Below are 23,238 nucleotides of genomic sequence, written 5' to 3' on the forward strand. Positions count from 1 at the left end.
CAGTTCAGGCGTCGTCAATCGGACGTTTCGGGAGAAGCGCCGGTACGAAGAAGAGTGTGCAGATCAGTGTGCAGCCCAACGACATCAGAAGCAGACGGCCCATACTCGCAGTGCCCGGATGAGCAGATGTTGCCAGCGATCCAAAGGCCGTTGCTGTCGTCAGGGCAGAAAATAGAACCGCGCGTGCGGTCGGAGACGTCAGCGGACCCTTGATGCCTTCGCGCCAGTTCATCACGAAATAGATATTGAAAGACACGCCAACCCCGAGAAGCAGGGGAAGAGCAATGATGTTGGCGTAGTTCAGTGTCTCCGGAACCGTGACAATCAGGATGACAGTCAGGAGAGCCGAGAGCAGGAGCGGCGCCATAACAAGAGCTGCATCCAGAATGCGGCGCAGCACCACCAGAAGAATGATGCCGATCATGATCAGAGCCGAAATGGCAGCAATCGTGAAGGCATGAACGATGGTGTTCGCGCTTTCGGTGATCTCCATGGCTGGCCCACTGATATCCGGATTGACCGAACGCAACTGGGACACAAACCGGTGCATGACGGGCGTCTCGGAAATCTGTCCCTTGGGATGGATCGTCAGGCGCTGGCGACCATCAGGAAGTGCATAATCCTTCCGGATGTCATCTGGGATATTGTCGATCGTGATGGGCTTCGGCTGAAGCGCCGTGCGGAGCATGGAGAGCTGATCCGGCAAAAAGCGTGTCAGGGCATGGCTGGCATTGACCAGTGTTGCGTCAGGGGCTGTCGAGAGTGTGTTGAGGGCCTGGCGGATTTTCTCAAGTGGTGCAGGAAGCTGATCTTTCACGCTGTCCAGTTTGGCTGCTGCTGCGAGTGCGGATGCACGAATGGCCGCTGCGTCTGGGGCAGGGGAAGGGTTTTGAACGGTAATCGTCGGGAGAAGGATGGAAGCCGTGTCCTCGATCATAGCCAGTTTGTCGGTCTGATCGTCCGGGACAAGCGCTCCCAGCCACAGCACATCATGGACGCTCGATAGCTGGGAGAAAGCAGCTGCGTTCTTTGCCGCATCCTGAACATTCGGGACCAGAAGCTGAGCAAAATATGGGGTGGTGAGGGGGTTATCTTCCAGAAGATGAAGGGCGTGCATGCCCTCTGTATTGGGGTTCTTCGTATGAAGAGGATCTGCATCGAACTTCAGCAGCGGCATCAGGGCAACGCCCACGACCCCGAGAAGTGCGAACACGCCCACGACCTTTCTGCGCTTGTGACGCAGCATGTGATCGACTGGCGCCATGAACGTAAAGCCCGGCTCCCCTTTCCCAAGCTTCGCCCGGAAGAGCGTCAGCAGGGCCGGGAGCAGTGTCATGGTGCACAGGAAGGCAATCAGCATCCCGAAGCCAGCAATCAGGCCTAACTGAGCAACACCGATGAAGCTTGTCGGGGTGAAGGCCAGAAAGCCCGCAGCCGTTGCAAGCGACGCGACCAGAATCTGGGCCCCGCTTTCCTGTCCGGTAAGAACAAGGGCGTCATGCAGAGACGGCATGGAGCCATCTTCGTTGCGCTGTCCCCGGAAGCGGACGCTGTACTGAATGGCAAAATCCACCGCAATGCCCACGAACAGGATCGCGAACGCTACCGAGATGAGATTGAGTTCCTTCACGCTAAGCGCAGCAAAGCCGGTCGTCAGCAGAAGGCCTGAAATCAGTGTCAGCAGAATGGGGACAATGACGCGGATCGAATGTACGGCCAGAATCAGCCAGAGTGCGACCAGAACCAGCGAAACGACCAGACCAAGCACCATGCCGTGCGCAACGGTCGAGAACTCTTCGTCGTTTAGCTTGACCTCACCGGTGATGCTGCCCGTGGCCTGACCGGATTTTACGAACTCAAGGTTATCGATTGCCTTGCGCATCGCCGTCGTGGCGCCTTCGCCAGGCTGAAGAGAGCTGTAATCCAGCTTGGGCTTCGTGACGACGAATTCGTAACGGCTACCCAGTTCTGCCAGACGACCAACGAGAAGATTTTGCCAGGACAAATCCTGAGGGTGACCAGCTGCGGCTTTGGTCAAAGAGTCCGCAAAGCCGTCCAGAGCACCGTTGAAGCCACTGGGAATGCCTTGTCCTGCTTGAATGCCGTCTCCGATCAGGCCAAGAGCGCCGAATAGACCTCGGGCAGAAGGATCCGCTGCCAGGGTTCCAAGGAAGGGCTGAGCAGAAACAATGGAATCCAGAAGGGGCTCGAGGTCCTTCTTGTCCAGAAACAGGAAGCCGTGGCTGTTGTAGAAAGGGTTGTCGCCGGGGAGGCTAACCAGTTCAAAGTGCTCGTGGTCTTTGCTGAGCTCCGCAGCAAGCGCCCGTGCCGTGGCCCGACCCTGTTCCGGAATGCGGCTGTCGATGATAGCAACGAGCTGATTGTCATCCTGCGGGAAGAGACGGTTCATCTCGTCCGTCCGCTGTTTCCACGGCAAGTCGCTGGCAAACATCTTGCCGGTATCAGTTGTCACACTGAGGCGCGTGATACTCAGTGCGACACATCCCGCACAGAGGAGCGCAAACAGAACCACCACCAGTGGCGCACGACGTGCACAGGCGGCATTCAGCCGGCCGATCAGATCCGAAAACATGGGGCCTACCCTTAACAGAACGGGCAGCATTTCCCTACCCCAACCTGACATTTCCGCCATCATGGGGCACAATGGAAGCCATGACGTGGACTCTCGATGGCTTGGCTGAACATGAAAGTGTGATCAAGGGCAGCACTTTCCTTGCGCGCGCGGCCCCTGTTGCAGATGAAGCCGCAGCACTGGCGTTCTTTGCTGAGGTTGCTGTCCCGGACGCGACTCATAATTGCTGGGCCTTCCGGACGGGTCAAAGATACCGTGCCAGCGATGATGGAGAACCCTCCGGAACAGCAGGGCGCCCGATCCTTTCTGCGATTGAGGGGCAGGATTTCGACAATGTGATGGTTGTCGTCACCCGGTGGTTCGGTGGTGTAAAATTGGGGGCCGGTGGGCTTGTTCGGGCATATGGCGGTGCGGCTGCGGCCTGTCTGCGAGAGGCGGCCAAAATCGAGCGGATCGAAACCCTGCCCCTGCGGTTTCATTGCCCATTCTCGGTTTATGCGCAGGTTGAAGCCAAACTGCCGGGGTGGCGGGCAGAAAAGACACTGTGTGACTTTGATGGAGAAGGTGCGTGGTTGACGGTCGCTGTACCTGTTGAAGAGGCAGACATGATCACGGAATACCTGCGAGACCTGACACGTGGCCAGATGGCCATCTCTCGCCCGGATCTATGAACCACTAAATAAAAAAGTTATAAATAAAATCTCTCTTTACATACTGTGTAATATGAGGCTCACTCGTTTTCGTTGCCTCTTCATGTCAAATTGTGGTTCTCGATGCTTCTTTCTGTCGTCTCTTTCCGTCATGAAAGAAGCCTCATTGCCGGAGTGCTTCTGTTGACGGTCAACCTGGGCCATCACGCAGGTGCCCAGACCGTTCCTTTGAAAGCCAGTCCGATTGAGTCCCCTCCGATAGAGGAGGAGTGGATCAAGGTTCCTTCCACCGAGCGACCGATCATCCAGGATTATCCTCATGCCGGCGTGGTCGGTCAGCCACGGCGAATCACTGCCAAGCAGAACCGTGCACCAAATGGTCATCAGGGGCCGTGGGGTGATTTCAACTACGGAAACGGTGAAGCGGCCGGGTTTGGTCCCGTGGGTCGCTACGGTGCAGCGGCCTGGGCGGAGGACTGGAGCTACCTGCGAGACAAAAGCAAGCGCACGGACTTTTTTGATCCACTCAAATTCATCGCCTTGAACAATAGTCGCACGATCTGGCTGACCCTGTCGGGAGAATCGCGGTTACGAAACTGGTATGAGGAAGCGCCATTTCTGGGGCGTAGTGGAAAAGCCCAGTCAGGCCGCTTCGGCATTCGGAATTTGATCGGGGCAGACTTGCATCTGGGTGAGCACGTGCGTTTTTTTGGTCAGCTCATCAATGCGGATGCAGGCGGTTGGAAGGGGTTCGGGTATGGGTCGACATATCGCAAGAGGCTGGACCTGCAACAGGGGTTCGTCGAACTGAAGGGCAAAGTCGCCGGGGCACAGACAGGCTTTATGTTTGGACGCCAGCAGTTCCTCGATGCTCCGTCCTACATGTTGTACAATCGTGAAACTCCAAACGTTCCCCTGTCCTGGAATGGTGGCCGGTTTTACGCCCTCTGGCCCCGGATCCGCGTGGACGCATACGATTTCGTTCAGACGAAAACAGACAGTCCTCTCATGTTCCACAACACCGAGGATTATGGGACGCGCCTTTACGGTGGAAACACCACGATGATCGTTCCAGCATTTTCCGTTGGTAGCGAGCGCGTTCACTCGTTTCTGGACCTGTTTTATATCCGCTACAGATACAGCAGCGGCCTATCTGCCGTTCCGACAGCAGCGCGCGTTCTTAAAGGGACATCCTCCCGCGGTAATCTGGGGTTTCGCTGGTATGGAACATCCGCCTCCGTCGAATACTCGGTGGGAGCACTCTACCAGAACGGAACATTCCAATACGCCGGGACAGAGCGGAAAAGCAGCGTTCGTGCGTGGGCCGTCAACACGATCATAGGTTACAGGCATACACCTTCTCCCTTGCATCCCTTCTTGGGTGTGCAGGCAGATATTTATTCCGGTGGGTCGGATGGTCAGAACGGAACGGTGCGCACTTACATGGCGCCGTTTAATCCACAGACCAACTATCTGGATACGACAACCTATATTTCACCGTCCAATCTGGTGAGCCTGTCGCCGGTTATCAGCATCACGCCTTGGAAAGGCTTTGCGTCCCTGCGTCTGAAGGCACCGTTTATGTGGCGGGAAAACGCAAACGGAACGATCTGGAGTTCATCAGGCCCATACACATTCGCTCATGCTTATCGGGGAGGATATGTGGGCGTCGTACCGCAGGCTTCGCTGACGCTTCAGATCAACCATCATCTGACCTGGCAGATCTATGGAGCGCGGTTCATGGCGTCACAGAGTTTGCGCAAAGCGGGCGCGCAAAGTGGCAGCTATGCGCAGTCAAACGTGACATTCAGGTTCTAGAAAACTGTTAGTTCAGGACGGGTTCTGACCTGTCCTCTGGCAATGGGGGCGTCTCGATCATCACGGGCGGAAGAATGTCTTCCAGACTGGCTTGTATAGCCTTCTCGGAAAAACGCTCTTTCAGTAGCTTCCTTGCGGCCGCTATCTGAGCCTTTGCCGCAGATGGCACCAGAAGAGCAGCTGTTTTTTCCGCAAAATCTTCCGCACTGTCAGCGATGGATTTTGCCCATAGCGGGCTGGACGCATCTACGAGCCCCTCCGCTGCGACGGACGTCATGACAATCGGCAGCCCAACAGACCATGCATCCAAAACCTTGCCCTTGATCCCTGCACCATAACGGAGCGGAGCGACACAAAGCGATACGTCGGACAGGGTATCTTCAAGGTTGGAGACGTGCCCTGTAACTTCTATGTCTTCGTCTGCAAGCATATGAACTGCGTGCGGCATGGCGCTCCCGATCAGGCGACAAACAAGATTGGGAATGCGTTTCTTAAGGCGCGGTAGAATATCCAGAATGAGCCATTTTGCAGCGTCTGTGTTTGGGGCATGTGCAAAGTGAGCAACAAACGCAATGACGGGCTTGTCCTGGCGTCGCCGGGAACGGGTTTTGACGGGAACCGCCCAAGGGACAACGTGAATATTTGCTGTAGGCACCATGCGCTCAAGACGTTCGGCCTCGATTGCAGAATGGGTCAGTACGCTGTCTGCCAGCCAGGCACACATGTTTTCCCGCACTTCAATACGCGTTGCTGTTCGCGCAAGCTCAGGACGATTTTCTATCCCTGCCTGACGCTGCAGGCGAAGTGATGCGAGATCGGCAACGCTCCAGATCAGTGTCGCTGTTGGGGCGAAGGCGCGGGATAAGGCGGAATAGCTTTCAGCATTATTCAACCGGTGAAGATAGATAACATCCAGCCCTGGTCCGAGGCGTTTGAGAGCTTCTTCCGGGCCAGTGAAGACTGGTTGCATCAGGCAGTCGATGCCCAGTGAGGCAAGGCGGAGGTAATCCTCCTCTGAAGGTGCCTGACGGGATGCTATGAAACAGCAATTATACCCAATCGCCTGTGTTGCACGAATATGAGACAGCAGCGCTACGGATCCAGCATCCACTGTAGGGTCGGGAACGCGGTCGTCTACAAAAAGGGCGCAGGGCATGACTGAGGTGACATCGTCATGGCGTCGGTTGGCCCGGTAAGCAAAGGCACGATCATCGATACTGGCAATATCCGACCCAGTCTGCTGTCGCAGGGTCTCCGCCGCTTTGGTCAGGAACGTCAGAGCCTCTGATCTCGCCGCTGGGGTATTCAATCCTTGGAGTAGAGTGCTGAAATAATGCTTGAGAGGTTTATCCAGATGCTCGGCGGTCGGAAGGTGACAGGGCTCACCAAACCGCTCCTGACCATGGAATAGTTGAATAACGTGGTCTTGTTGCGGATCCAACGCGGCGTCAAATACATAGTCAAAACCGTATCGACCGGAATTCAGACCAGAGTCCCGCAGGTCGCGTCGAAACTGGTTTGCAGGAAAGCGCACGGTTTGTACGCCATCAATTACGGCTGTTAGCCAGACAGTTCTGTCTGGATTCAGCTCATCCATGATCCAGCCTGCAATATGTAGACGGTCCGCGATGTCTATCGTTCCGACAAGACGGCTGGGCTGCGGCTCAATATAAAAAGGAGAACCCTGAAAAGCACGATCCTGCAGGCTGTCACGAACGTCTATCAGGCACCCTTCATGCGGTGGCGGCTCGTGCCAGGCCCAGTCAAAAGCACAGCATCCGTCTCGGGCTACGTTTCTCAGGTCTGCGCGAAATGTTGTAGCCGCAATTTCTTGAACCAACTGGCCGTTTTGGAAAATGTGCAGGCGGACAGGTCGATCTGGATTTTTTAGATCAACCGCCCACCCAGCGATGCGCTCACGGTTACAAATGTCGATATAACCAGCCAGAAACTGTGGCACAGGGAAGACTTATCCTTGCAGATCAGGCGGCTTCATTCGGAAAGAGACATTTTGCATGCTCTTTCAAGCGGCTGTGAATTTGGGCGAGTTCAGGCCCATCTTCGAGACGTGGTGCGCAGTATCTGGGATGCTGTCGGGGAGCATCAGGATACAGGGCTTCATATTCATGTGCGTTGTGGAACATCCCTCTGGATCTGTCATCCAGAAAGCTTTCTGAAGGTGCGCCTTCCGCAAGCAGAATGTCATGGCTGTCGAGCTCGATGTGAATATATCGGATCGTCTCCGGTTTCTGAATCTGAAGAATGGAATGATCATTGACCAGATGCAGGGCAGGAATGAGATAGCCGTCGATCAGCATGGCGTGTAGCGGAGAAACAGTCAGGTCCCGCTTTGGAAGGTTATTTCCCAAGGACCCCTTGTGAAACAGGATCGGTAAGACGTCCCGGTTGCCGTGGGCAAAAAGTGGGTCATAGGCGCGACGTCCGATCCACCGAATAGGACGAGCATCCCCTGATGCTGTTAAAATCAGATCACCAATAACCAGATCTTCTACAGGCCGCTCTCCCTGAGGAGTTTGAATTAGCGTTCCCGGGCAATAGCAGGGGGTACCGTAAAGCATTTCTGTCCCCCCGCCCGAAGGAGCATTCCGAAAATAGATCGGGGATGAGAACGCGCTTGTGACAGCAATCTCTTTCACAACGGTTCCACTGGACATGACGTCCAGAAAAACCGCTGGTGTTGCGGCTTCAGAAGACGCCTGAACCGTCGCGCCGCTTGTGACATTCTGGACCGACGGAGTAGAAACAAAAACCGCGCTTAACCCGTTTGTCGAAGAAATATCCGAAAAAACAATTCCACCCCCTCGCTCGATTGTCAGCGAATCTGTCAGAACTGTACTGGCGCCGAGGCTCACGGTGCCACCACTGCTGACTGTGAGGTGCGACAACGTGGCGCCGTTTAGTGCGGTGAGGCTTCCGCCGGAAAAGACGGTGGTATGATCGGCCGTACCCCCGACTGTCATGATCGCTTCGTTGTAAACGGACGTTTTGTCTGCGTAGCCTGAAACATCCAGAGTAGCGTAGACGTGGGACGTCACATTTACACCTTGTCCCGTCTGAAAATTCCACCCGTTCCAGCTACTGGAGAAGCCAGAAAGGGTCGCGTCGACAGAGCTGCCTCCAGCCTCAATTGTGGACGCTCCGCCAAATCCGATCCGGTTGCCCGAGACTGTGCCGCCACTTTCGACAGTCTGGAATGTCTTGATGTAGCTGAAGGACTGGGTGAGGCCTGTATAACGCTGCGCCTCTCCGGTTTTTCCAGAAAAAACAGTATCGATAGCGATGCCACCGCTTTCGATGACCTGAAAAGAACTCGTGTTCTGCAGCGCATAGGGGGGGAGATATCCGCTCAAGACTGTCCCTGAAGCGACCCCCCCATTCAGAACGGTTTGGATGGCGAGGTCTTTCACGATTGTGGAGACTGCTGCGCCACCAGCAATAATATCCTGCCGAGCAAACTGGGTTGTCATGCCGGCGCCAGTGCTGCCAGCGGAAAAAGCCGAGCTGCCCTGAAGCAGCATGCCATTTGCCGTTCCTCCTGAAACAACCTGTGTTGCATCAGGAGAAATGGTGCCACCGTTGACCACCTGGCCTGAGCTTACGGTCATAACGGGGCCATTTCCTGAAGGAAGTGGTGTTGAGGAGGATGTCTGCTGGCTCGCCATCTCAATACTCGCTTTCGAAGGGACAGCACCCGACAACAGAACATTCAATGGACGTTCAGTAGTCTGAAAAGAATCAGGCCGTCATGGTTCGTAAAGCTTAGACAGAGAAGGAAATAATATGTCGCAAATAAATCGTTAATTCACGATTTATTTTCTATGTGCCCGTAGGATTTATTCAGCCTGCACTGGTTTCGGTGAAAAGACCTACGAGATCTGTAAGGTGCCCTATCTCGCGTAATTTGAGGCCTGCGGGCGGCTTGACGCGAGCGGAAGCGGCAGAAACCCGTCTGGGAAGAATAGCCTCAACAAATCCCAGCTTCGCAACCTCCTTAAGCCGAAGATCAGCCTGGCTGACCTGTCGAATTTCGCCAGAAAGGCCTACTTCCCCAAAATAAGCAGCGGTTGAAGATGCGGGCTGACCTGTCGCTGCGGAGATCAGAGCTGCGGCAACGGCCATGTCTGCGGCGGGTTCATTGACCCTTAACCCACCAGCCACGTTCAGGTGGACGTCCATGTTCGCGAGTTTCAAGCCGCATCTCGCGTCCAGCACGGCCAGCAGCATGTTCAGGCGAGACGTATCCCATCCGACAACGGCGCGACGTGGTGCCCCGTCTCCAGCCTTGGGGGATAGCAGCGCCTGAACTTCCAGAAGAACGGGACGTGTGCCTTCAAGGCCGGCAAACACAGCCGATCCAGCAATGTTGCCGCGTCTCTCGGCGAGGAACAGGGCGGAGGGATTGGGCACCTCCGTCAGCCCCGTATCAGTCATGGCAAAGACGCCGATTTCGTCGGTTGCGCCAAAGCGGTTTTTGGCTGCACGTAGGATGCGGAACTGATGACCGCGATCACCTTCAAAATACATGACAGCATCAACCATGTGTTCCAGCACACGCGGCCCTGCCAGAGACCCTTCCTTCGTAACGTGACCGATCAGGATCAGGGCGAAGCCAAGCGTTTTGGCCAGACGGATGAGTTCAAAAGCACTCGCCCGGACCTGCGCCACGGACCCTGGAGAGCTTTCCACACTTTCCAGCCACATGGTCTGAATGGAATCAATGACCACGACAGTATGGGACCGATCGTTTTCCAGCGATCCCACGATGTCCCCAACATTGATGGAAGCCGCCAGATCCAGGGAATCCAGTGTCTTGCTGTCCCGGTCCAGCTCCAGTCTCTGCGCACGAATGCGGATCTGATCGACGGATTCTTCGCCCGAGACATACAGAACCTTGTGACCACTCCGAGCTAGCGCACAGGTTGTCTGGAGCATCAGGGTGGATTTACCAATACCTGGATCACCGCCAACCAGAACAACGGATGCAGGTACAAGACCGCCGCCAAGAACGCGGTCCAGCTCTGCGATGCTTGTCGTGATGCGTGGGGGCGGCTTGGCCTCGCCATCAAGACGAACGGTTTGAAGACGCCCGGTGCTCAGCTTGCCCGTTTTGCGGGCTGTGGGTTCGGAAGTTTCCTCAACCAGCGTGTTCCATTCCCCGCAAGCTTCGCATTTGCCCACCCATTTGGAATAGACAGCCCCACAGGACTGGCAGACAAAGCGTGCGGTTGGTTTCTTGGCCAAGGGAATCTCTCTTCACATGGACTCTGGATGCTCCCGATATAGGGAGCGTTCCCGTTATGATCCAGTCAGAGAAGGCGTTAATCGTCTGTCCGGATGATGATGCGTGCCATGATGCGGGCAGCCGTCACGATCAGAAGCAGGATCAGTGCCTGAATAAGGATATTCTGGCTTTTGGGCGGATGCATGAACAGAATGAACACCATCGGCAGTGCGATGAGATATGTCAGGCCAAGACGCTGCCAGACTCTGCGGGATATGGGAGGGCGTCGGAACGGCTTCATTTGCGAAGTTCCATAGTGATCGGACCTTCCCGGCGTCCATGCGTGAACTGGTCCACCATTGCATTGCCTGAGTTCATCAGGTCTGCGGCCAGCCCCTGCCAGACCAGTTTGCCCTGGTAAAGCATGGCAGCCTGATTGCCGATCCGCTGCGCTGAAGCCATGTCATGTGTGATGGCGATCGCCGTTGAGCCCAGCTTCTGAACACAATCCACGATAAGTCCGTCAATGACGGCCCCCATGATGGGATCAAGGCCTGTGGTCGGTTCGTCGAAGAACAGGATGTTGGGCTGTCCGGCAATGGCACGAGCCAGTCCGACGCGCTTTTGCATGCCGCCTGACAGCTCAGACGGGCTGAGCTGCCCAACGGAGGGGTCCAATCCAACCTGCTGGAGGATTCCGCCTGCCAGTTCACGCGCCTTGGATCGGGACGGAACTGGGCCGTCACGGTCTGAGTGCTTGGCCCGAAGTCCGAAGGCAATATTGTCCGCGACGCTCATGCTGTCGAACAGGGCGGCGTTCTGGAACAACATGCCAATCTGTCGCCGCAGGATTTCCTGCCGCCCACGTGGAGCCGTGAGAACGTTCTCGCCATCAATTTCGATAGTGCCAGCATCGGGCTCGATCAGGCCGAGGATACACCGCAAAAGAACGGATTTTCCTGAGCCGGAGCCACCAATGATGACCATTGAGGTGCCGGTCTCGACATCAAGGTCGATCCCGTCGAGCACGACCTTGGAGCCGAACGCCTTCGAAAGGCCGCGGATGCGGATTTTGGGTGTGCTCATTGGGAGAAGAACAGATCTGTGAGGAGGTAATCAAACAGCAGAAGCAGAATGGAGGCGCCCACGACGGCCGCTGTGGTAGCTGAACCCACGCCTTCCGCACCGCCCCGACTGTTATAGCCGTGGTAGCAACCCAGAAGAGCAATGAGAAAGCCGAAAGCCGCTGCTTTAACCAAACCGACCACCACGTCCATGGTCTTCAGCGAATCCAGCGTGGCCGTGATGTAGGTGGACGGTGAAAAACCAAGTTTTGCGACTGATACGGTGAAACCGCCAAGAACACCCAGAACGTCCGCCACGATGACGAGACAGGGCAGGGCGATGGTTCCTGCCAGAAGACGTGGCGTCACCAGATATTTCATCGGGTTGGTCGAAAGTGTCGTCAGGGCATCAATCTGATCGGTGACGCGCATGGTACCGATCTGGGCAGACATTGCGGCACCGACACGCCCGGCAACCATCAGTCCTGCCAGAACCGGCCCCAGTTCGCGGGTGACAGCCAGAACCACAATCCCGGCGATGGCGCTCTGGACGTGATACTGCCCAAACCCGACATAGGACTGCAAAGCGATGACGGCCCCGGAGAACAAGGCTGTCAGGGCCACAACCGGAAGGGAGAAGAATCCCGTTTCGATCAGCGTGGACAGGAAGATGCGCCAGTAGAACGGTGGCCGCACGAGATGCGACAGCCCTTCCAGCGCAAACATGGCGAGAGCACCCGACTGGCGGACGAGTCCGAGGACGGCACGGCCAAGGGCCGCTATGGGATCAAGAACGGCATTCACCCTTCAGCCCCTACCCTGCGCGCCCGGCTACGTCAAAGTCTGTCTTGCTCAGGCGGAGCGTTCCAGGTCACGGAACTGGCGCTCCAGCGTAAAATCCGGGGAGGTTACGAACTGTTCCATGCGTGCCAACCTTGGCTCCATACGAGCCAGGCGGTCGTTCAGGCGCACCAGAGTATGGTTTGAACTGAAAGATGTCGTCTCCGGGGCGTGGCGTTGTTTGTGACGCGCGCTCTGATCCTTGGCTGTGTGAATAACCTCTTCATACAGATCGACAGCACGGCGTGTGTAATAGACATGGGGGGCGTCACCTGCAGATGATTGTCCTCCCATGCGACGGTCAGCCATGCGTGTTTGCCAGTTTCGCGTGAAAGCGGAGAGGCCTTCAGCAATATCCGCCCAGAGAGCAGCAAAAAAGGACTCCCCGGTCCGTTTGCGATAACGTCTGGCGTGACGCAGGACCAGCCAGACGCAGACCACGATCAGAACAAGACGCAGACCGCCCAGATGGTGACCGCTGCTATGTTTGCCGAAAGAGCCAAGAGCCTCCCAGCCTTGCTGCGTGCCGGAATCGAAATTCACGGACTGACCAAGGCTGGCCAAAATATCTTTTGTGATCGCCTGCCCATTAATCGGTGCGGCTGCGGTGACATGCACGCCGGGGCCTGTGGTATGAACTGTCAGGTCTCCCGAGCCGTAGTGGCTGCGGGATAATGTTCCTGAAACACTATCGACCAGAACGTTCCCAGAGCCATAAAGTGACAGGCTGGCTGAGATGGCACTGACATGTGCCGTGATATCGGACGAACCGAGATCCCGAATGGAGAGGTTCTCTACTGAGCCACTTCTGAGCAGCATGTTTCCTGATGAGGTCGCGGACAGCTCAACACGAGGTGCTGTTACGAGCCCGACAAGCAGGTCTCCGCTTGAGAAATTGAGAACGTGTACATCGCCTGTCACCGTAGCAATGGAAACATTGCCGGATCCGGTCATCCGCAGATCCACGCCCGTCGCGCTGTTGACGCGTACGTCACCGCTACCGGACAAGCCACTAAGATGGCCGGATGGCCCTGTGACAGTGATGTCGGTCTTGTTGCCGCGGAGATGGATATTCGTCCCGGCTGGAACCTGAATTGTCGAGCTGGCTTCGGTGCTGCAGGACAGGTCACTCAGAGCAAGTTTGAGTGTCTTGTCCCCGGCGGCTGTCAGGTTGCCATTGCCCTGAAGAACCTTAGCTGTATCACCCTCAACAACATGAAGATCTGTCAGGCAGGTCGGTGCCAGTTCCAGCGTAGCTCCCGTGGAGGAGCTTACACGTTCTGGACTTGGAAACGCTGGGAGCGCCGGTGGAGCCGGGGGAGCAGGAATGGCAGGGGCTGCGTCCTGAGAGAAGGCCGGGCTGATCGTTCCTGTAGCAAGCAGGAGGCCGAGGAGGCTCCCTGCAAAACGTACCAGATCCTGGGATGTCTTCATCATCAGCCTCCCTGTTTTGGTGTATCGCCCTGAGGCGGCATGACCGGAGCTGTTGGCGTCGAAGGAGCAGGCGGCGGTGCCACAGTGTCCGGAAGGGGAGTCTGTGGCAGCTTCTGAGGAGCCTCCGACGGCGCCGTGGGGACACTGACTGAGGGTGTCTGCTGCGTCGGGGTGGGAGTACTTGGTGCGACGGCAGCCGGGGGGGGGGGGCGCGACAATAGGAGGTTGAACGGCTTCCTGTTCCTGCTGGGCCGGTTTCTGAGGTAATGGTGCCGGTGTTGGCGCTGCGGATGTTGATGGAGCCGGAACAGAAGGCTGGGTGATCTGCGGCGATGTTTCTGTTGAGGCTGGCGGCTGAGGAGCCGGTACCGAAGCTTTGGGAACGGGCGGAGGAGCAACTGGCAGCGTCGCCGTAACGGGTGGTGCGGCCGGTGTCACGACAGTCGGCGGCGGAGCAACTGCCGCCGGAGTTCCGACATTTACCGCGCCACTGCCAGACCGAACGATCGGGCCGGAGACGCGCTCGATATTGACGGCGCCTGTGCCATTGGCTGTCACCGTTGCAACGGAAGCGTTGCCATGAACGGTGGCGGTCGCATTGTCTGACGTCACGATCGTCAGGGCTTCGATATTACCCTGTGAAACCATGAAAGAGGCATCGTTCGACAGTTGTGCAGATAAAGCGGTCAGTTGTGCAGAGTCGGCGATCAGCGTTGATGTGCCGGAAGCCACGATCTGGGCCGCCCGTTCGAGAGAGCCGATATGCACACTGGAGGCACCATGCATGCTCAGATCAAGCGACTGCGTATTCTCGATATCCATCGTCGCGGAGTCGAGGCTGGCATCAAGGGACGCCAGTTTTCCTTTGATGATGAAATGCGTGTCATGGCTGTCATGGATCGAGACGCCGGTATAAGGCGACACACTGATCGTGACCTTACCATTGGGTGCGCAACTTTTCGTGGCGATGGAGATGCGGCTGTCCGACTCTTCCTTGCCGCTGCGCATCGTCACCTGCGTTGCATTGCTGCTGTCTAAAGTAGCGCCGTCTTTCATGCTTGGGTCTACGACGATCCGCACCTGACCTGTGCAGGGAATCGCCATATCCAGATCAGATCCGGACATGGTGACGCGCGCGGCCTGAGCCGGGTAGGCAGAAACTGCCCCTGTCAGCATGGACAGCAGCAGCATGCGCAGGGCGGTGCGGGATGTCATCGTGAACTCCTAGCTCTCCAACCCGGGATATCCTCGTCGAGGATGCGTTCGAGCTGGTCGATCCTTTCTTCCAGACGCGTAGCATGGGCCTCGGCCTGTGTCAGGGCAGCCTGCAGATGTGGATCTGAGATGCCCTGATTAGGAAGGCTGCCCGTCCGGGCACGCAGCAGGCGCGGGCCCAGGACGAGCGCCGGGATAAAGCCAAAAAGCAGGACAAGAGCGACGATATCCTCATTCATGACTCAGACTTTCTTGCAGCAGTCATCAGGCTTCGCGCTTCTTTTCTGCAATCCGGCGTTTCAGAGTCTCGAACTCATCTTCTACAGCCGCATCCGTCTCCAGAGCGGCCAACTCTTCGTGCAGGGAGGGGCGACCAGACCGACGTCCCAGATCATAGGCTTCGGCTTTGCCTTCCAGTTCATCCAGAGCGCGCTCGACCTGTTCGAAACGGTTCAGCGTGTCGTCAATGCGGGTATCGTAGAGCTTTTCACGCGTCTTGAGGCGGCCTTCTGCCGTGCGGGCACGCATGGTCAGGGTTTTCTCACGGGATTTCGCATCCGCCAGTTTGGCCTGAAGCTTGGTGATGTCGTCGTTCTGCTGCTCAAGACCTTCCGTGACCTGTGCAATCTGACGTTCAAGCCCTTCGCGGGACTGTTCGACCGTGTGACGTGCTGAGAGCGCCGCCTTGGCCAGATCGTCCCGGTTGCGTTCGATGGCCAGTGTGGCCTTGCGGTGCCATTCGTCTTCTTCATGCATCATGGTGCGCACGCGGCGTTCGAGCTGCTTGCGTTCTGCGATGGTGCGGACGGCCTGACTACGCACTTCAACGAGCGTGTCTTCCATCTCTTGAATGACAAGGCGGATCATCTTCTGCGGATCTTCTGCCGTGGCGAGAATCGCATTGAGATTGGAGTTCACGATGTCGGCGAGCCGAGAAAAAATACCCATGACGCTTTCCTTCCTGAGAACTGAATTAGAGCACAATGACCTGTCTTGTCAGCGGGCTCGTTTTGGGGATGTTATGGTTGTGACAATCTGAAGTGGCGAACGAGGCTCAGAAATGGCGAGATCCACCCAAGCGGACGAGGTTCCGACACCCATCGGGCGGGCTCCGGCATTTCTGGCGATGCTGGACCAGATCTCCCGTCTTGCTCCCCTGAAGCGCCCCGTTCTGGTGATCGGGGAGCGCGGGACGGGGAAGGAGCTGGTTGCGGCGCGGCTTGCGTTGCTGTCGGATCGTTGGGACGCACCTTTGGTCAAGCTGAACTGCGCGGCCCTTCCGGAAGCGCTGTTGGACAGCGAGTTGTTCGGACATGAGGCTGGCGCGTTTACGGGTGCGCAGAAGCGGCGTTTGTCTCGGTTCGAGCGTGCAGATGGCGGGACGCTGTTTCTGGATGAAATCGGCACAGCTTCTCTGGCGGTTCAGGAAAAACTGCTCCGCGTTATCGAGTATGGCAGCTTCGAACGCGTTGGCGGCAGTGAGACAATTCGCGTGGATGTGCGTTTGATTGGTGCCACCAACGCTGATCTTCCGGCCATGGCGCGGGACGGAACATTCCGCCCGGACCTGCTCGACCGACTGGCATTCGATGTGGTCAATGTCCCGCCTCTGCGAGCCCGGCAGGACGATATTCCCCTGCTGGCCGACCATTTTGCGACGCGGATGAGCGCAGAGCTTGGCCGAAAGCTTTTCGCGGGGTTTTCTCAGAAAGCTTTGCAGCGCCTGATTGACTACGACTGGCCCGGCAACGTCCGTGAGCTTCGGAATGTGGTGGAGCGCAGCGTGTATCGTATGGATCAGCCTGAGCGCCGTCTGGATGAGATTGTGCTTGATCCGTTCGTCACGCCTGACTGGAGCAGCGTTATGGCTCCAGCCTCGACCGGGGAAGGTCATGTTCAGGGAGACGTTCCCCAAACCTTCCCGCTGGATTTTGCTGAGACAGTTAAAGGTCATGAACGTGCGTTGCTGGAAGCGGCCCTCAAGGAGGCGCAGTTCAGCCAGCGGCAGGCCGCAGATCTTCTGGGGCTGACCTATTATCAGTTCCGCCACCATCTGCGGCTGCACGGTCTGGCCGACAAGGAAGCGCGGAAGGCCCTGACCAAAAAAGGATGAATGCAGTTTCATACCTTGGTTCATGCATGAAGTGTGCCAGATTTTGTGGTGTGGGGATTTTCAGGAATGACACCGTTTGTGGGGTGAGTCGTTTGCGGGAAATTTGACCATTAATTGGTAAATCAGGCCAAAAATTCTGCCGCGCTTCAATCGATGAGAAATACTCAATTAAACCATTTAATATGGTTATACAAAATAAAATAGTTGAATAATAGGTGAAGCGCGCCTATGTCTCCTTCACGTCGTGATTCTGGCGCGTGTGAACAGGGATATGGGTGCAGTAAATGCCTCTCTCACAATCCGAACTTCAACATCTTTTGGATACGCCGGAGAGTCACGCACTTGAGGAGGCGCTCGTGAGCCTGAAAGGCCGCGTCGCTGTTATTTCCTCATTTGGAGCTGAGTCGGCCATTCTTCTGGATGAGATTGCCCGGATAGACCCGTCTGTGCCGGTTTTCTTTCTGGATACGCGGCGACATTTCCCAGAAACGCTCTCTTATCGTGATGAGCTTTCAGATGCGCTCGGCCTTCAGGACGTCCGGACGATTTCTCCCTTGGCTCGGGAACTTGAGAACAGAGATCCACAGGATCAGCTCGCGGCATTCGATCCGGATGCCTGCTGTGCCCTGCGTAAAGTGGAACCTTTGGAACTGGTGCTTCCGGAATTTGACGTCTGGCTGACCGGGCGCAAGCGCAGTCAGGCCTCAACACGGGCAGCTCTTCCCATTGTGGAACCACAGCCGGATGGTACCGTGAAGCTCAACCCGCTTGCGGGGTGGGGCATGGAGAAAATTGAAGCAGAGATGCGTCGTCGCAACCTGCCGCGGCATCCTCTGGTTTCAAAAGGATACACTTCGATTGGCTGCGCGCCTTGCACACGGCCGGTTGGAGACGGAGAAGACGGGCGGGCAGGTCGTTGGGCCGGTCTGACCAAGACAGAATGCGGCATTCATCGGCCGGCATGAACATGGAGCGGACAATGACGCGGACACAAACCCTGGCGGAACCGCGCGTCATGGATGATCTTGACCAGCTCGAAGCTCAGAGCATTTTCATCCTGCGTGAAGCCTATCGGAAACTGAAGCCCCTCTCGCTGCTGTGGTCCCTCGGGAAAGACAGCAACGTCATGGTCTGGCTGGCGCGCAAGGCGTTCATGGGGCGCGTGCCGTTCCCGGTCATGCATGTGGATACCGAGAAGAAATTCCCGGAAATGTATGCCTTTCGGGATGAGTACACCAAGAAGTGGGATCTGGACCTCCTTCTGGGATACTGCCCCCCAGTCGAAGAAATCGATCCGTCCCTGCCGCCCGCTGCACGTTCCGCAGCGCGCAAGACGGCGGGTCTGGCGGCAATGATCGACAAGCATAAGCTGCGCGGTGTGATTGCTGGTATTCGCCGTGATGAGCAGGCCACGCGTGCCAAGGAGCGCGTGTTCAGCCCGCGTGGCGCCGGTCATCGCTGGGATGTTCGCAATCAGCCGCCGGAATTCTGGGACCAGTACGCCACGCCGTATGAGGACGGCATGCATATTCGCGTGCATCCGTTGCTGGCATGGCGGGAAATCGACATCTGGCGCTACATTGAACGCGAAGGCATCCCCCTTGTAGATCTGTATTTTGCCAAGGATGGTAAGCGTTATCGCTCTCTGGGTGACCAGGACATCACAAGCCCGATCGAGAGCAATGCCACGACCGTAGCCGAAGTAATTGCCGAGCTGGAAAGCAGCAAGACATCCGAGCGCGCCGGGCGTGCCATGGATCATGAATCAGAAGACGCATTCGAGCGTCTACGCGTGGCGGGGTATCTGTAAGATGGGTGACATTATCGCAACCCAGGAACTCTCTGGAGCGTATCGCGCGGCCGCCACGCCGATCGTGATCGTCGGGCACGTCGATCACGGTAAATCCACTCTGATTGGACGTCTGCTTTACGATACGGACAGCCTTCAGGACGGCAAACTGGCGCAGATCGTTGAAAGCAGCCGCAAGCGTGGTCTGGCGGTGGAGTGGAGCTTCCTGCTCGACTCCCTTCAGATCGAGCGCGATCAGGGCGTGACGGTTGATTCCACGCGTATTCCGTTCCGTCTGGGCTCCCGTGAGTTCGTGATTGTGGATGCGCCGGGCCATCGCCAGTTCCTACGCAACATGATTACGGGTGCTGCCGATGCGGAAGCTGCCGTTCTGGTTGTGGATGCTCAGGAGGGTGCGCAGGAGCAGACGCGGCGTCATGCCATGCTGCTGCGTTTGATCGGGATTCGGCACGTCATTGTGCTGCTGAACAAGTCCGACGTTCTGGGCTTCGACGAGGCCAAGATCGTTCAGGCCGAGTCTGATGTCCGGCAGCTTCTTGGTCGTCTGGAAATCGAAGTTGAAGCCGTTGTTCCGGCGTCTGCGCGTGATGGTGACAATATTGCCAGCCGTTCCGAGCGGTCCGCCTGGTACAAGGGGCCGACACTGATCGAGGCTCTGGCCAATGTGCCGCCGCCGACGTCCCGTCTGTCTCTGCCGTTCCGGATGCCGGTGCAGGACGTTTATCGCTTTGATGGCGTGCGTTACGTCGCCGGCCGGATCGAGCGTGGCACTGTCCGTGCGGGCGATCGTCTGGCAATTGGTGCCCAGGGCCAGATTGCAACCGTTGCAGAAGTCTGCCGCTGGCATGCGCCGGAACTGCCGCTTGCTGGTGCGGGTGAATCCATTGCGCTGCGCCTGGAGCCGGATCTGGTGCCGGATCGTGGGGACCTGCTGTTCCCGGCAGATGATAAAGCGTCAGCACCAGAGCGCTCTGCCCGTATTCGCACGCGTCTGTTCTGGTTGCGGGGTGAGCCTCTTCGTGTTGGGGAAAGCTTCACGCTTCGTCTGACAACAGCAGAGCATGATGTGACGGTGGCGTCCATTGATGCGGTTGTCGATCTGGATGACCTGACATTGCGTCAGGGCGATGAGGTCCCGCCGGACGGATTTGCTGAAATCACGCTCGCTGCTTCTCACGCCGTGCTGTTTGACCCGTTCTCTCCGGGAATGGGCGATGGACGTGGCGTTCTGGTCGATCGTCATCAGCGGATTGTTGGCGGCGCACCGCTGATTGGTCCTGCTGAACTCGAAGATGGTGTTCATGCGATCCACCCGACGGCCAGCCGTATCTCTGCTGTACAGCAAGCTCAGACGCGTGGTCATAAGAGTGGCGTGTTCTGGCTGACGGGCCTCCCGGGCTCCGGCAAGAGCACTGTGGCTCGTGCCGCAGAAGTATCTCTGGCAGGGCAGGGTGTGAAAGCCACCGTTCTGGATGGAGATACGTTACGGGCCGGACTGTGCAGCGATCTGGGCTTCTCGCCGGAAGACCGTCGCGAGAACATTCGTCGTGCGGCGCATGTCGCAAAAATTCTGTCTGAGAGCGGCCAGGCTGTCGTTGTCGCACTGGTCTCGCCTCTTCAGGCAGACCGTGATCTGGCGCGCCAGATTGTAGGTGAGGGCTTCCACGAGATTTTTGTGGATACACCTCTGGAAACCTGCGAACAGCGTGACCCCAAAGGGCTTTATGCTGCGGCACGTTCGGGAAAAATTCCAGAGTTCACGGGTGTTTCAGCACCTTACGAAGCTCCATTATCTCCGGAGCTGCGCTTGGGAGCTGACCGGACGGAGGCAGAGACTGTCAGTGAATTGACGGGCTTTGTGCTTCGGGTTGTGCAGCCCTGATTGCAAATAAATAAAATGAATTGAGAAACGGCGGGCTTTGTCCCGCCGTTTTTTTTGCTCAAAAGCCGTCTACCTCACGGTGCACGTGTCACGCGATCCCGGTCACATAGTTTGTCCTGTTCTCGAAAGAGAGGGTGAATTGCCTCATTCTGTGTTGATCGTTTTTAGGCCAAAATCTGGCTGCGTAAGTAAGTGATGAATACGTCTTCTGACCCGTAATTCCACATGGATATCACATAAAAAGTAACATTTATCACGTATTTATGTGATGAAAATCCGTGGAGCAATCAGCGTCATTTGTCACGCATAATACCCAATTATATCAGATAATTAAGTATTAACGGCCTTTGCTATATCCGTAAAACATCATCCTAAATCCCGGTGGTAACAGTCTTTTTGTGACGAAATTCTCATTGATGAAGTTATTTATAACAGTATAGTTGTTACGAATCGGGTGCTCAAATCGGAGATGGACGATGGAGCGTGACGCTATCTGGGTTGGTACAAGCTGGAAGATGAACAAGGGGCCTGCGGCATCTGTCGCGGCCGCGAACGAGCTTGCACGGATGTCTTTCCCGGCAGCTATCCAGCCGTTCGTCATCCCACCATTTACGTCTCTAAAGGATGTCTGTGACAGGCTCTCAGGAAGCCGTGTGGCAGTAGGTGCACAGAACATGCACTGGCAGGACGAGGGGGCGTGGACCGGAGAAATTTCTCCGACCATGATCTCGGAATGTGGTGCGGAACTGGTGGAAATTGGTCATTCAGAACGCCGGACCTATTTCGGAGAAACGGATCAAACCGTCAATCTCAAGGTTCATGCGGCTCTGCGACATGGATTAAGGCCACTCGTCTGTATCGGTGATACAGCTGATGAATATTCTTATAACGTAACAAATGAAACTTTGGCACGCCAATTGAAGATCGCCCTTCATGGGGTGTCTGAAGACGATGTTCCACAGGTTCTCATTGCATATGAACCTGTCTGGGCCATAGGTGCGTCAGGGCGCCCTGCAGATGCGGCTTTTGTTGAGAGAACGCATAATCATCTGCGTAAGATCCTGATTAACATTGCCGGATCCAGTGCAGGGTCTGCGGTCAAGCTCCTCTATGGCGGAAGTGTCACGCAGGACAATGCGGCTGGCTATGTCGCTCTGCCTCATGTGAATGGAGTGTTCGTTGGGCGGGCTGCTTGGAATGTGGAGCATTTTCAGGCGTTGGCTGAGGGGGTCATCGCATGATGCCCCAAGCAACCTTTGAAACGCGCTCTGCCTCTGCACGCCGCCAGAACATTTTGGACTATGTCCGGGATCGTGGTGGCGCACAAATTGACGAGTTGGCCGGACGTTTTGTCACCAGCCGCATGACCATTCACCGTGATCTTCAGGTCCTTTCGGAACGCGGAGTTTTGCGTCGTGTGCATGGGGGTGTGACTACGCCTCCAAAAGCGTTTTCAGAGGGCAGTATTTCCCAGCGAAGCCATCGGGCGATGGAAGCCAAGCAGGCTATCGCGGCTGTGGCGGCAGGCCTTGTTGAAGAAGGTGAAATCATTGCACTGGATGATTCAACAACATCCCGCGTTTTGGCTGAGCGTCTGACTGACAGTGCGTCTCTCACAGTTGTCACGAACAGCATGGGCACTGCGAGCCTGTTCACCAGCAAGCCCAATGTGAATCTTCTGCTGCTTGGCGGTCGCTATAACATGGATTTTGACGCGTTCTTCGGAACACTGTGTGAGCAGGCCGCGGCATCGCTGCGCGTCAACACGCTGTTCCTGTCCGTCGCGGCAATCCGCGGGATGACGGCGTACCATCAGGAGCAGGATATCATCAAAGCCAAGCAGGCCTTGATGAATATTTCCGATCGCAAAATCCTGCTCGTGGACAGTACGAAATTTGGTGTCATCACGCTCAATCGTTTTTCCGATCTAACGGAATTCGATGTGGTGATCACGGATTCAGGTCTTGAAAAAGACCTGGAGGACACGCTCCGCAATGCGGGGATCAATCTGAAAATTGCGGAAATCTCCACCGTCAGGGCGAGCGGATCAAGCACCTCCCCTGAACGTAACCCATAAAGACGGAGAAAAATCATGCGTATTGCGATTGGAGGCGATCGGGCCGGAGAAGGTCTTGCAGGTCTCATTGCCGCACATCTTCGAGCCACAACGCCGCATACGGTTGTTGATATGTCCCATCCTGAAGATGATCATCCTGAGCTCTATTCGGAGCTAAGTGAGCGGGTCGGTCTCGCGATCACGCACGGGGATTTTGATCGGGGAATCCTGTGCTGCGGAACGGGAATTGGCGTTTGTATTTCCGCCAATAAAATTCCGGGAATTCGGGCCGCGCTAACGCACGACACCTATTCTGCAGAACGTGCTGCCCTTTCAAACGATGCCCAGATCATCACCATGGGGGCACGTGTCATCGGGCCGGAACTGGCCAAAAGCATTGTGGATGCCTGGTTGGCGCATAGCTTTGACCCGTCTGGGCCGTCTGCAGGCAACGTTGCGGGCATTGAAGAATTGAGCCGGAAATATTCCGAGCATCATCTGCAAACATCCAACTGCTGAAA

General features: G+C 56.4%; 19 protein-coding genes. 9 read left to right on the forward strand and 10 right to left on the reverse strand.

Features of this window, described 5'->3' with window-relative positions:
- Window positions 1–4: 4 nt before the first annotated feature.
- Window positions 5–2,593 carry an MMPL family transporter gene (locus M2305_RS06925; RefSeq protein WP_211508108.1) on the reverse strand — a complete coding sequence of 863 codons (2,589 nt, stop codon included), beginning with the start codon at window positions 2,591–2,593 and terminating at the stop codon, window positions 5–7.
- Window positions 2,594–2,664: 71 nt separating this feature from the next.
- Here M2305_RS06925 and M2305_RS06930 point away from each other — a divergent pair, with 71 nt between their 5' ends.
- Together M2305_RS06930 and M2305_RS06935 are read left to right on the forward strand one after the other, a co-directional pair.
- Complete coding sequence (locus tag M2305_RS06930; protein ID WP_264648950.1) at window positions 2,665–3,264, forward strand: IMPACT family protein; 600 nt, start codon at window positions 2,665–2,667, stop codon at window positions 3,262–3,264.
- A gap of 153 nt (window positions 3,265–3,417) precedes the next feature.
- Window positions 3,418–5,061, forward strand: coding sequence for an alginate export family protein (locus M2305_RS06935; RefSeq protein ID WP_264649945.1), 1,644 nt, complete (start codon window positions 3,418–3,420; stop codon window positions 5,059–5,061).
- Between the two features lie 7 nt (window positions 5,062–5,068).
- Here M2305_RS06935 and M2305_RS06940 read toward each other — a convergent pair whose 3' ends face one another.
- The 9 genes from M2305_RS06940 to pspA form a co-directional block, all read right to left on the reverse strand.
- The gene (locus tag M2305_RS06940; RefSeq protein ID WP_264648951.1) at window positions 5,069–7,021 is read right to left on the reverse strand and encodes a glycosyltransferase family 4 protein; all 1,953 of its coding nucleotides are present in this window, start codon (window positions 7,019–7,021) and stop codon (window positions 5,069–5,071) included.
- A gap of 22 nt (window positions 7,022–7,043) precedes the next feature.
- Entirely contained in the window at window positions 7,044–8,687 is a 1,644-nt protein-coding gene (locus tag M2305_RS06945) for a Hint domain-containing protein (protein ID WP_264648952.1), read from the reverse strand.
- Between the two features lie 232 nt (window positions 8,688–8,919).
- Window positions 8,920–10,323, reverse strand: coding sequence for a DNA repair protein RadA (radA, locus tag M2305_RS06950; RefSeq protein WP_064275239.1), 1,404 nt, complete (start codon window positions 10,321–10,323; stop codon window positions 8,920–8,922).
- A gap of 77 nt (window positions 10,324–10,400) precedes the next feature.
- Window positions 10,401–10,604, reverse strand: coding sequence for a hypothetical protein (locus M2305_RS06955; RefSeq protein ID WP_046900488.1), 204 nt, complete (start codon window positions 10,602–10,604; stop codon window positions 10,401–10,403).
- Window positions 10,601–11,389, reverse strand: coding sequence for an ABC transporter ATP-binding protein (locus M2305_RS06960; protein ID WP_064275241.1), 789 nt, complete (start codon window positions 11,387–11,389; stop codon window positions 10,601–10,603). The genes M2305_RS06955 and M2305_RS06960 overlap by 4 nt, the downstream gene beginning before the upstream one ends.
- Window positions 11,386–12,171, reverse strand: coding sequence for an MlaE family ABC transporter permease (locus M2305_RS06965; RefSeq protein ID WP_046900490.1), 786 nt, complete (start codon window positions 12,169–12,171; stop codon window positions 11,386–11,388). The genes M2305_RS06960 and M2305_RS06965 overlap by 4 nt, the downstream gene beginning before the upstream one ends.
- 48 nt (window positions 12,172–12,219) lie before the next feature.
- Window positions 12,220–14,856 carry a DUF2807 domain-containing protein gene (locus M2305_RS06970; RefSeq protein WP_264648953.1) on the reverse strand — a complete coding sequence of 879 codons (2,637 nt, stop codon included), beginning with the start codon at window positions 14,854–14,856 and terminating at the stop codon, window positions 12,220–12,222.
- The gene (gene pspB / locus M2305_RS06975) at window positions 14,853–15,095 is read right to left on the reverse strand and encodes an envelope stress response membrane protein PspB (protein ID WP_211498336.1); all 243 of its coding nucleotides are present in this window, start codon (window positions 15,093–15,095) and stop codon (window positions 14,853–14,855) included. Before pspB ends, M2305_RS06970 begins: the two co-directional genes overlap by 4 nt.
- A gap of 25 nt (window positions 15,096–15,120) precedes the next feature.
- Window positions 15,121–15,804, reverse strand: a complete 684-nt coding sequence (gene pspA / locus M2305_RS06980) for a phage shock protein PspA (RefSeq protein ID WP_046900493.1) — start codon at window positions 15,802–15,804, stop codon at window positions 15,121–15,123.
- A 112-nt stretch (window positions 15,805–15,916) separates the two neighbouring features.
- Between pspA and pspF the strand changes: the two genes are divergently transcribed.
- The 7 genes from pspF to M2305_RS07015 all read left to right on the forward strand — a co-directional run bounded on the left by pspF (window position 15,917) and on the right by M2305_RS07015 (window position 23,236).
- Entirely contained in the window at window positions 15,917–16,969 is a 1,053-nt protein-coding gene (gene pspF, locus M2305_RS06985; protein WP_211515689.1) for a phage shock protein operon transcriptional activator, read from the forward strand.
- A gap of 284 nt (window positions 16,970–17,253) precedes the next feature.
- Window positions 17,254–17,934: a phosphoadenylyl-sulfate reductase gene (locus M2305_RS06990; RefSeq protein WP_064275243.1), complete on the forward strand. Its 681-nt coding sequence runs from the start codon at window positions 17,254–17,256 to the stop codon at window positions 17,932–17,934.
- A 50-nt stretch (window positions 17,935–17,984) separates the two neighbouring features.
- Window positions 17,985–18,779, forward strand: coding sequence for a sulfate adenylyltransferase subunit CysD (gene cysD / locus M2305_RS06995; RefSeq protein WP_064275312.1), 795 nt, complete (start codon window positions 17,985–17,987; stop codon window positions 18,777–18,779).
- 1 nt (window position 18,780) lies between these two features.
- On the forward strand, window positions 18,781–20,661 hold the full coding sequence (cysC, locus tag M2305_RS07000; RefSeq protein WP_264649946.1) for an adenylyl-sulfate kinase: 1,881 nt from the start codon (window positions 18,781–18,783) through the stop codon (window positions 20,659–20,661).
- Between the two features lie 476 nt (window positions 20,662–21,137).
- Window positions 21,138–21,902 (forward strand): triose-phosphate isomerase, encoded by a 765-nt coding sequence (locus tag M2305_RS07005; RefSeq protein WP_264648955.1) that lies wholly within the window; start codon window positions 21,138–21,140, stop codon window positions 21,900–21,902.
- Complete coding sequence (locus M2305_RS07010; RefSeq protein WP_211509568.1) at window positions 21,899–22,738, forward strand: DeoR/GlpR family DNA-binding transcription regulator; 840 nt, start codon at window positions 21,899–21,901, stop codon at window positions 22,736–22,738. The genes M2305_RS07005 and M2305_RS07010 overlap by 4 nt, the downstream gene beginning before the upstream one ends.
- Window positions 22,739–22,753: 15 nt before the next feature.
- Window positions 22,754–23,236: an RpiB/LacA/LacB family sugar-phosphate isomerase gene (locus tag M2305_RS07015; protein WP_046900499.1), complete on the forward strand. Its 483-nt coding sequence runs from the start codon at window positions 22,754–22,756 to the stop codon at window positions 23,234–23,236.
- Window positions 23,237–23,238 lie beyond the last annotated feature (2 nt).

The sequence above is a fragment of the Gluconobacter cerinus genome, assembly GCF_025961355.1.
GTDB lineage: Bacteria > Pseudomonadota > Alphaproteobacteria > Acetobacterales > Acetobacteraceae > Gluconobacter > Gluconobacter cerinus.

Coding starts and splice junctions, on each gene's coding strand:
- cysD (WP_064275312.1), top strand. CDS start 17,985: ATGGATGATCTTGACCAGCTCGAAGCTCAGAGCATTTTCATCCTGCGT.
- M2305_RS06990 (WP_064275243.1), top strand. CDS start 17,254: ATGCCTCTCTCACAATCCGAACTTCAACATCTTTTGGATACGCCGGAG.
- M2305_RS07010 (WP_211509568.1), top strand. CDS start 21,899: ATGATGCCCCAAGCAACCTTTGAAACGCGCTCTGCCTCTGCACGCCGC.
- M2305_RS06930 (WP_264648950.1), top strand. CDS start 2,665: ATGGAAGCCATGACGTGGACTCTCGATGGCTTGGCTGAACATGAAAGT.
- M2305_RS06945 (WP_264648952.1), bottom strand. CDS start 8,687: ATGACCGTAAGCTCAGGCCAGGTGGTCAACGGTGGCACCATTTCTCCT.
- cysC (WP_264649946.1), top strand. CDS start 18,781: ATGGGTGACATTATCGCAACCCAGGAACTCTCTGGAGCGTATCGCGCG.
- M2305_RS06960 (WP_064275241.1), bottom strand. CDS start 11,389: ATGAGCACACCCAAAATCCGCATCCGCGGCCTTTCGAAGGCGTTCGGC.
- M2305_RS06955 (WP_046900488.1), bottom strand. CDS start 10,604: ATGAAGCCGTTCCGACGCCCTCCCATATCCCGCAGAGTCTGGCAGCGT.
- M2305_RS06925 (WP_211508108.1), bottom strand. CDS start 2,593: ATGTTTTCGGATCTGATCGGCCGGCTGAATGCCGCCTGTGCACGTCGT.
- pspA (WP_046900493.1), bottom strand. CDS start 15,804: ATGGGTATTTTTTCTCGGCTCGCCGACATCGTGAACTCCAATCTCAAT.
- pspF (WP_211515689.1), top strand. CDS start 15,917: ATGGCGAGATCCACCCAAGCGGACGAGGTTCCGACACCCATCGGGCGG.
- M2305_RS07015 (WP_046900499.1), top strand. CDS start 22,754: ATGCGTATTGCGATTGGAGGCGATCGGGCCGGAGAAGGTCTTGCAGGT.
- pspB (WP_211498336.1), bottom strand. CDS start 15,095: ATGAATGAGGATATCGTCGCTCTTGTCCTGCTTTTTGGCTTTATCCCG.
- M2305_RS07005 (WP_264648955.1), top strand. CDS start 21,138: ATGGAGCGTGACGCTATCTGGGTTGGTACAAGCTGGAAGATGAACAAG.
- M2305_RS06970 (WP_264648953.1), bottom strand. CDS start 14,856: ATGACATCCCGCACCGCCCTGCGCATGCTGCTGCTGTCCATGCTGACA.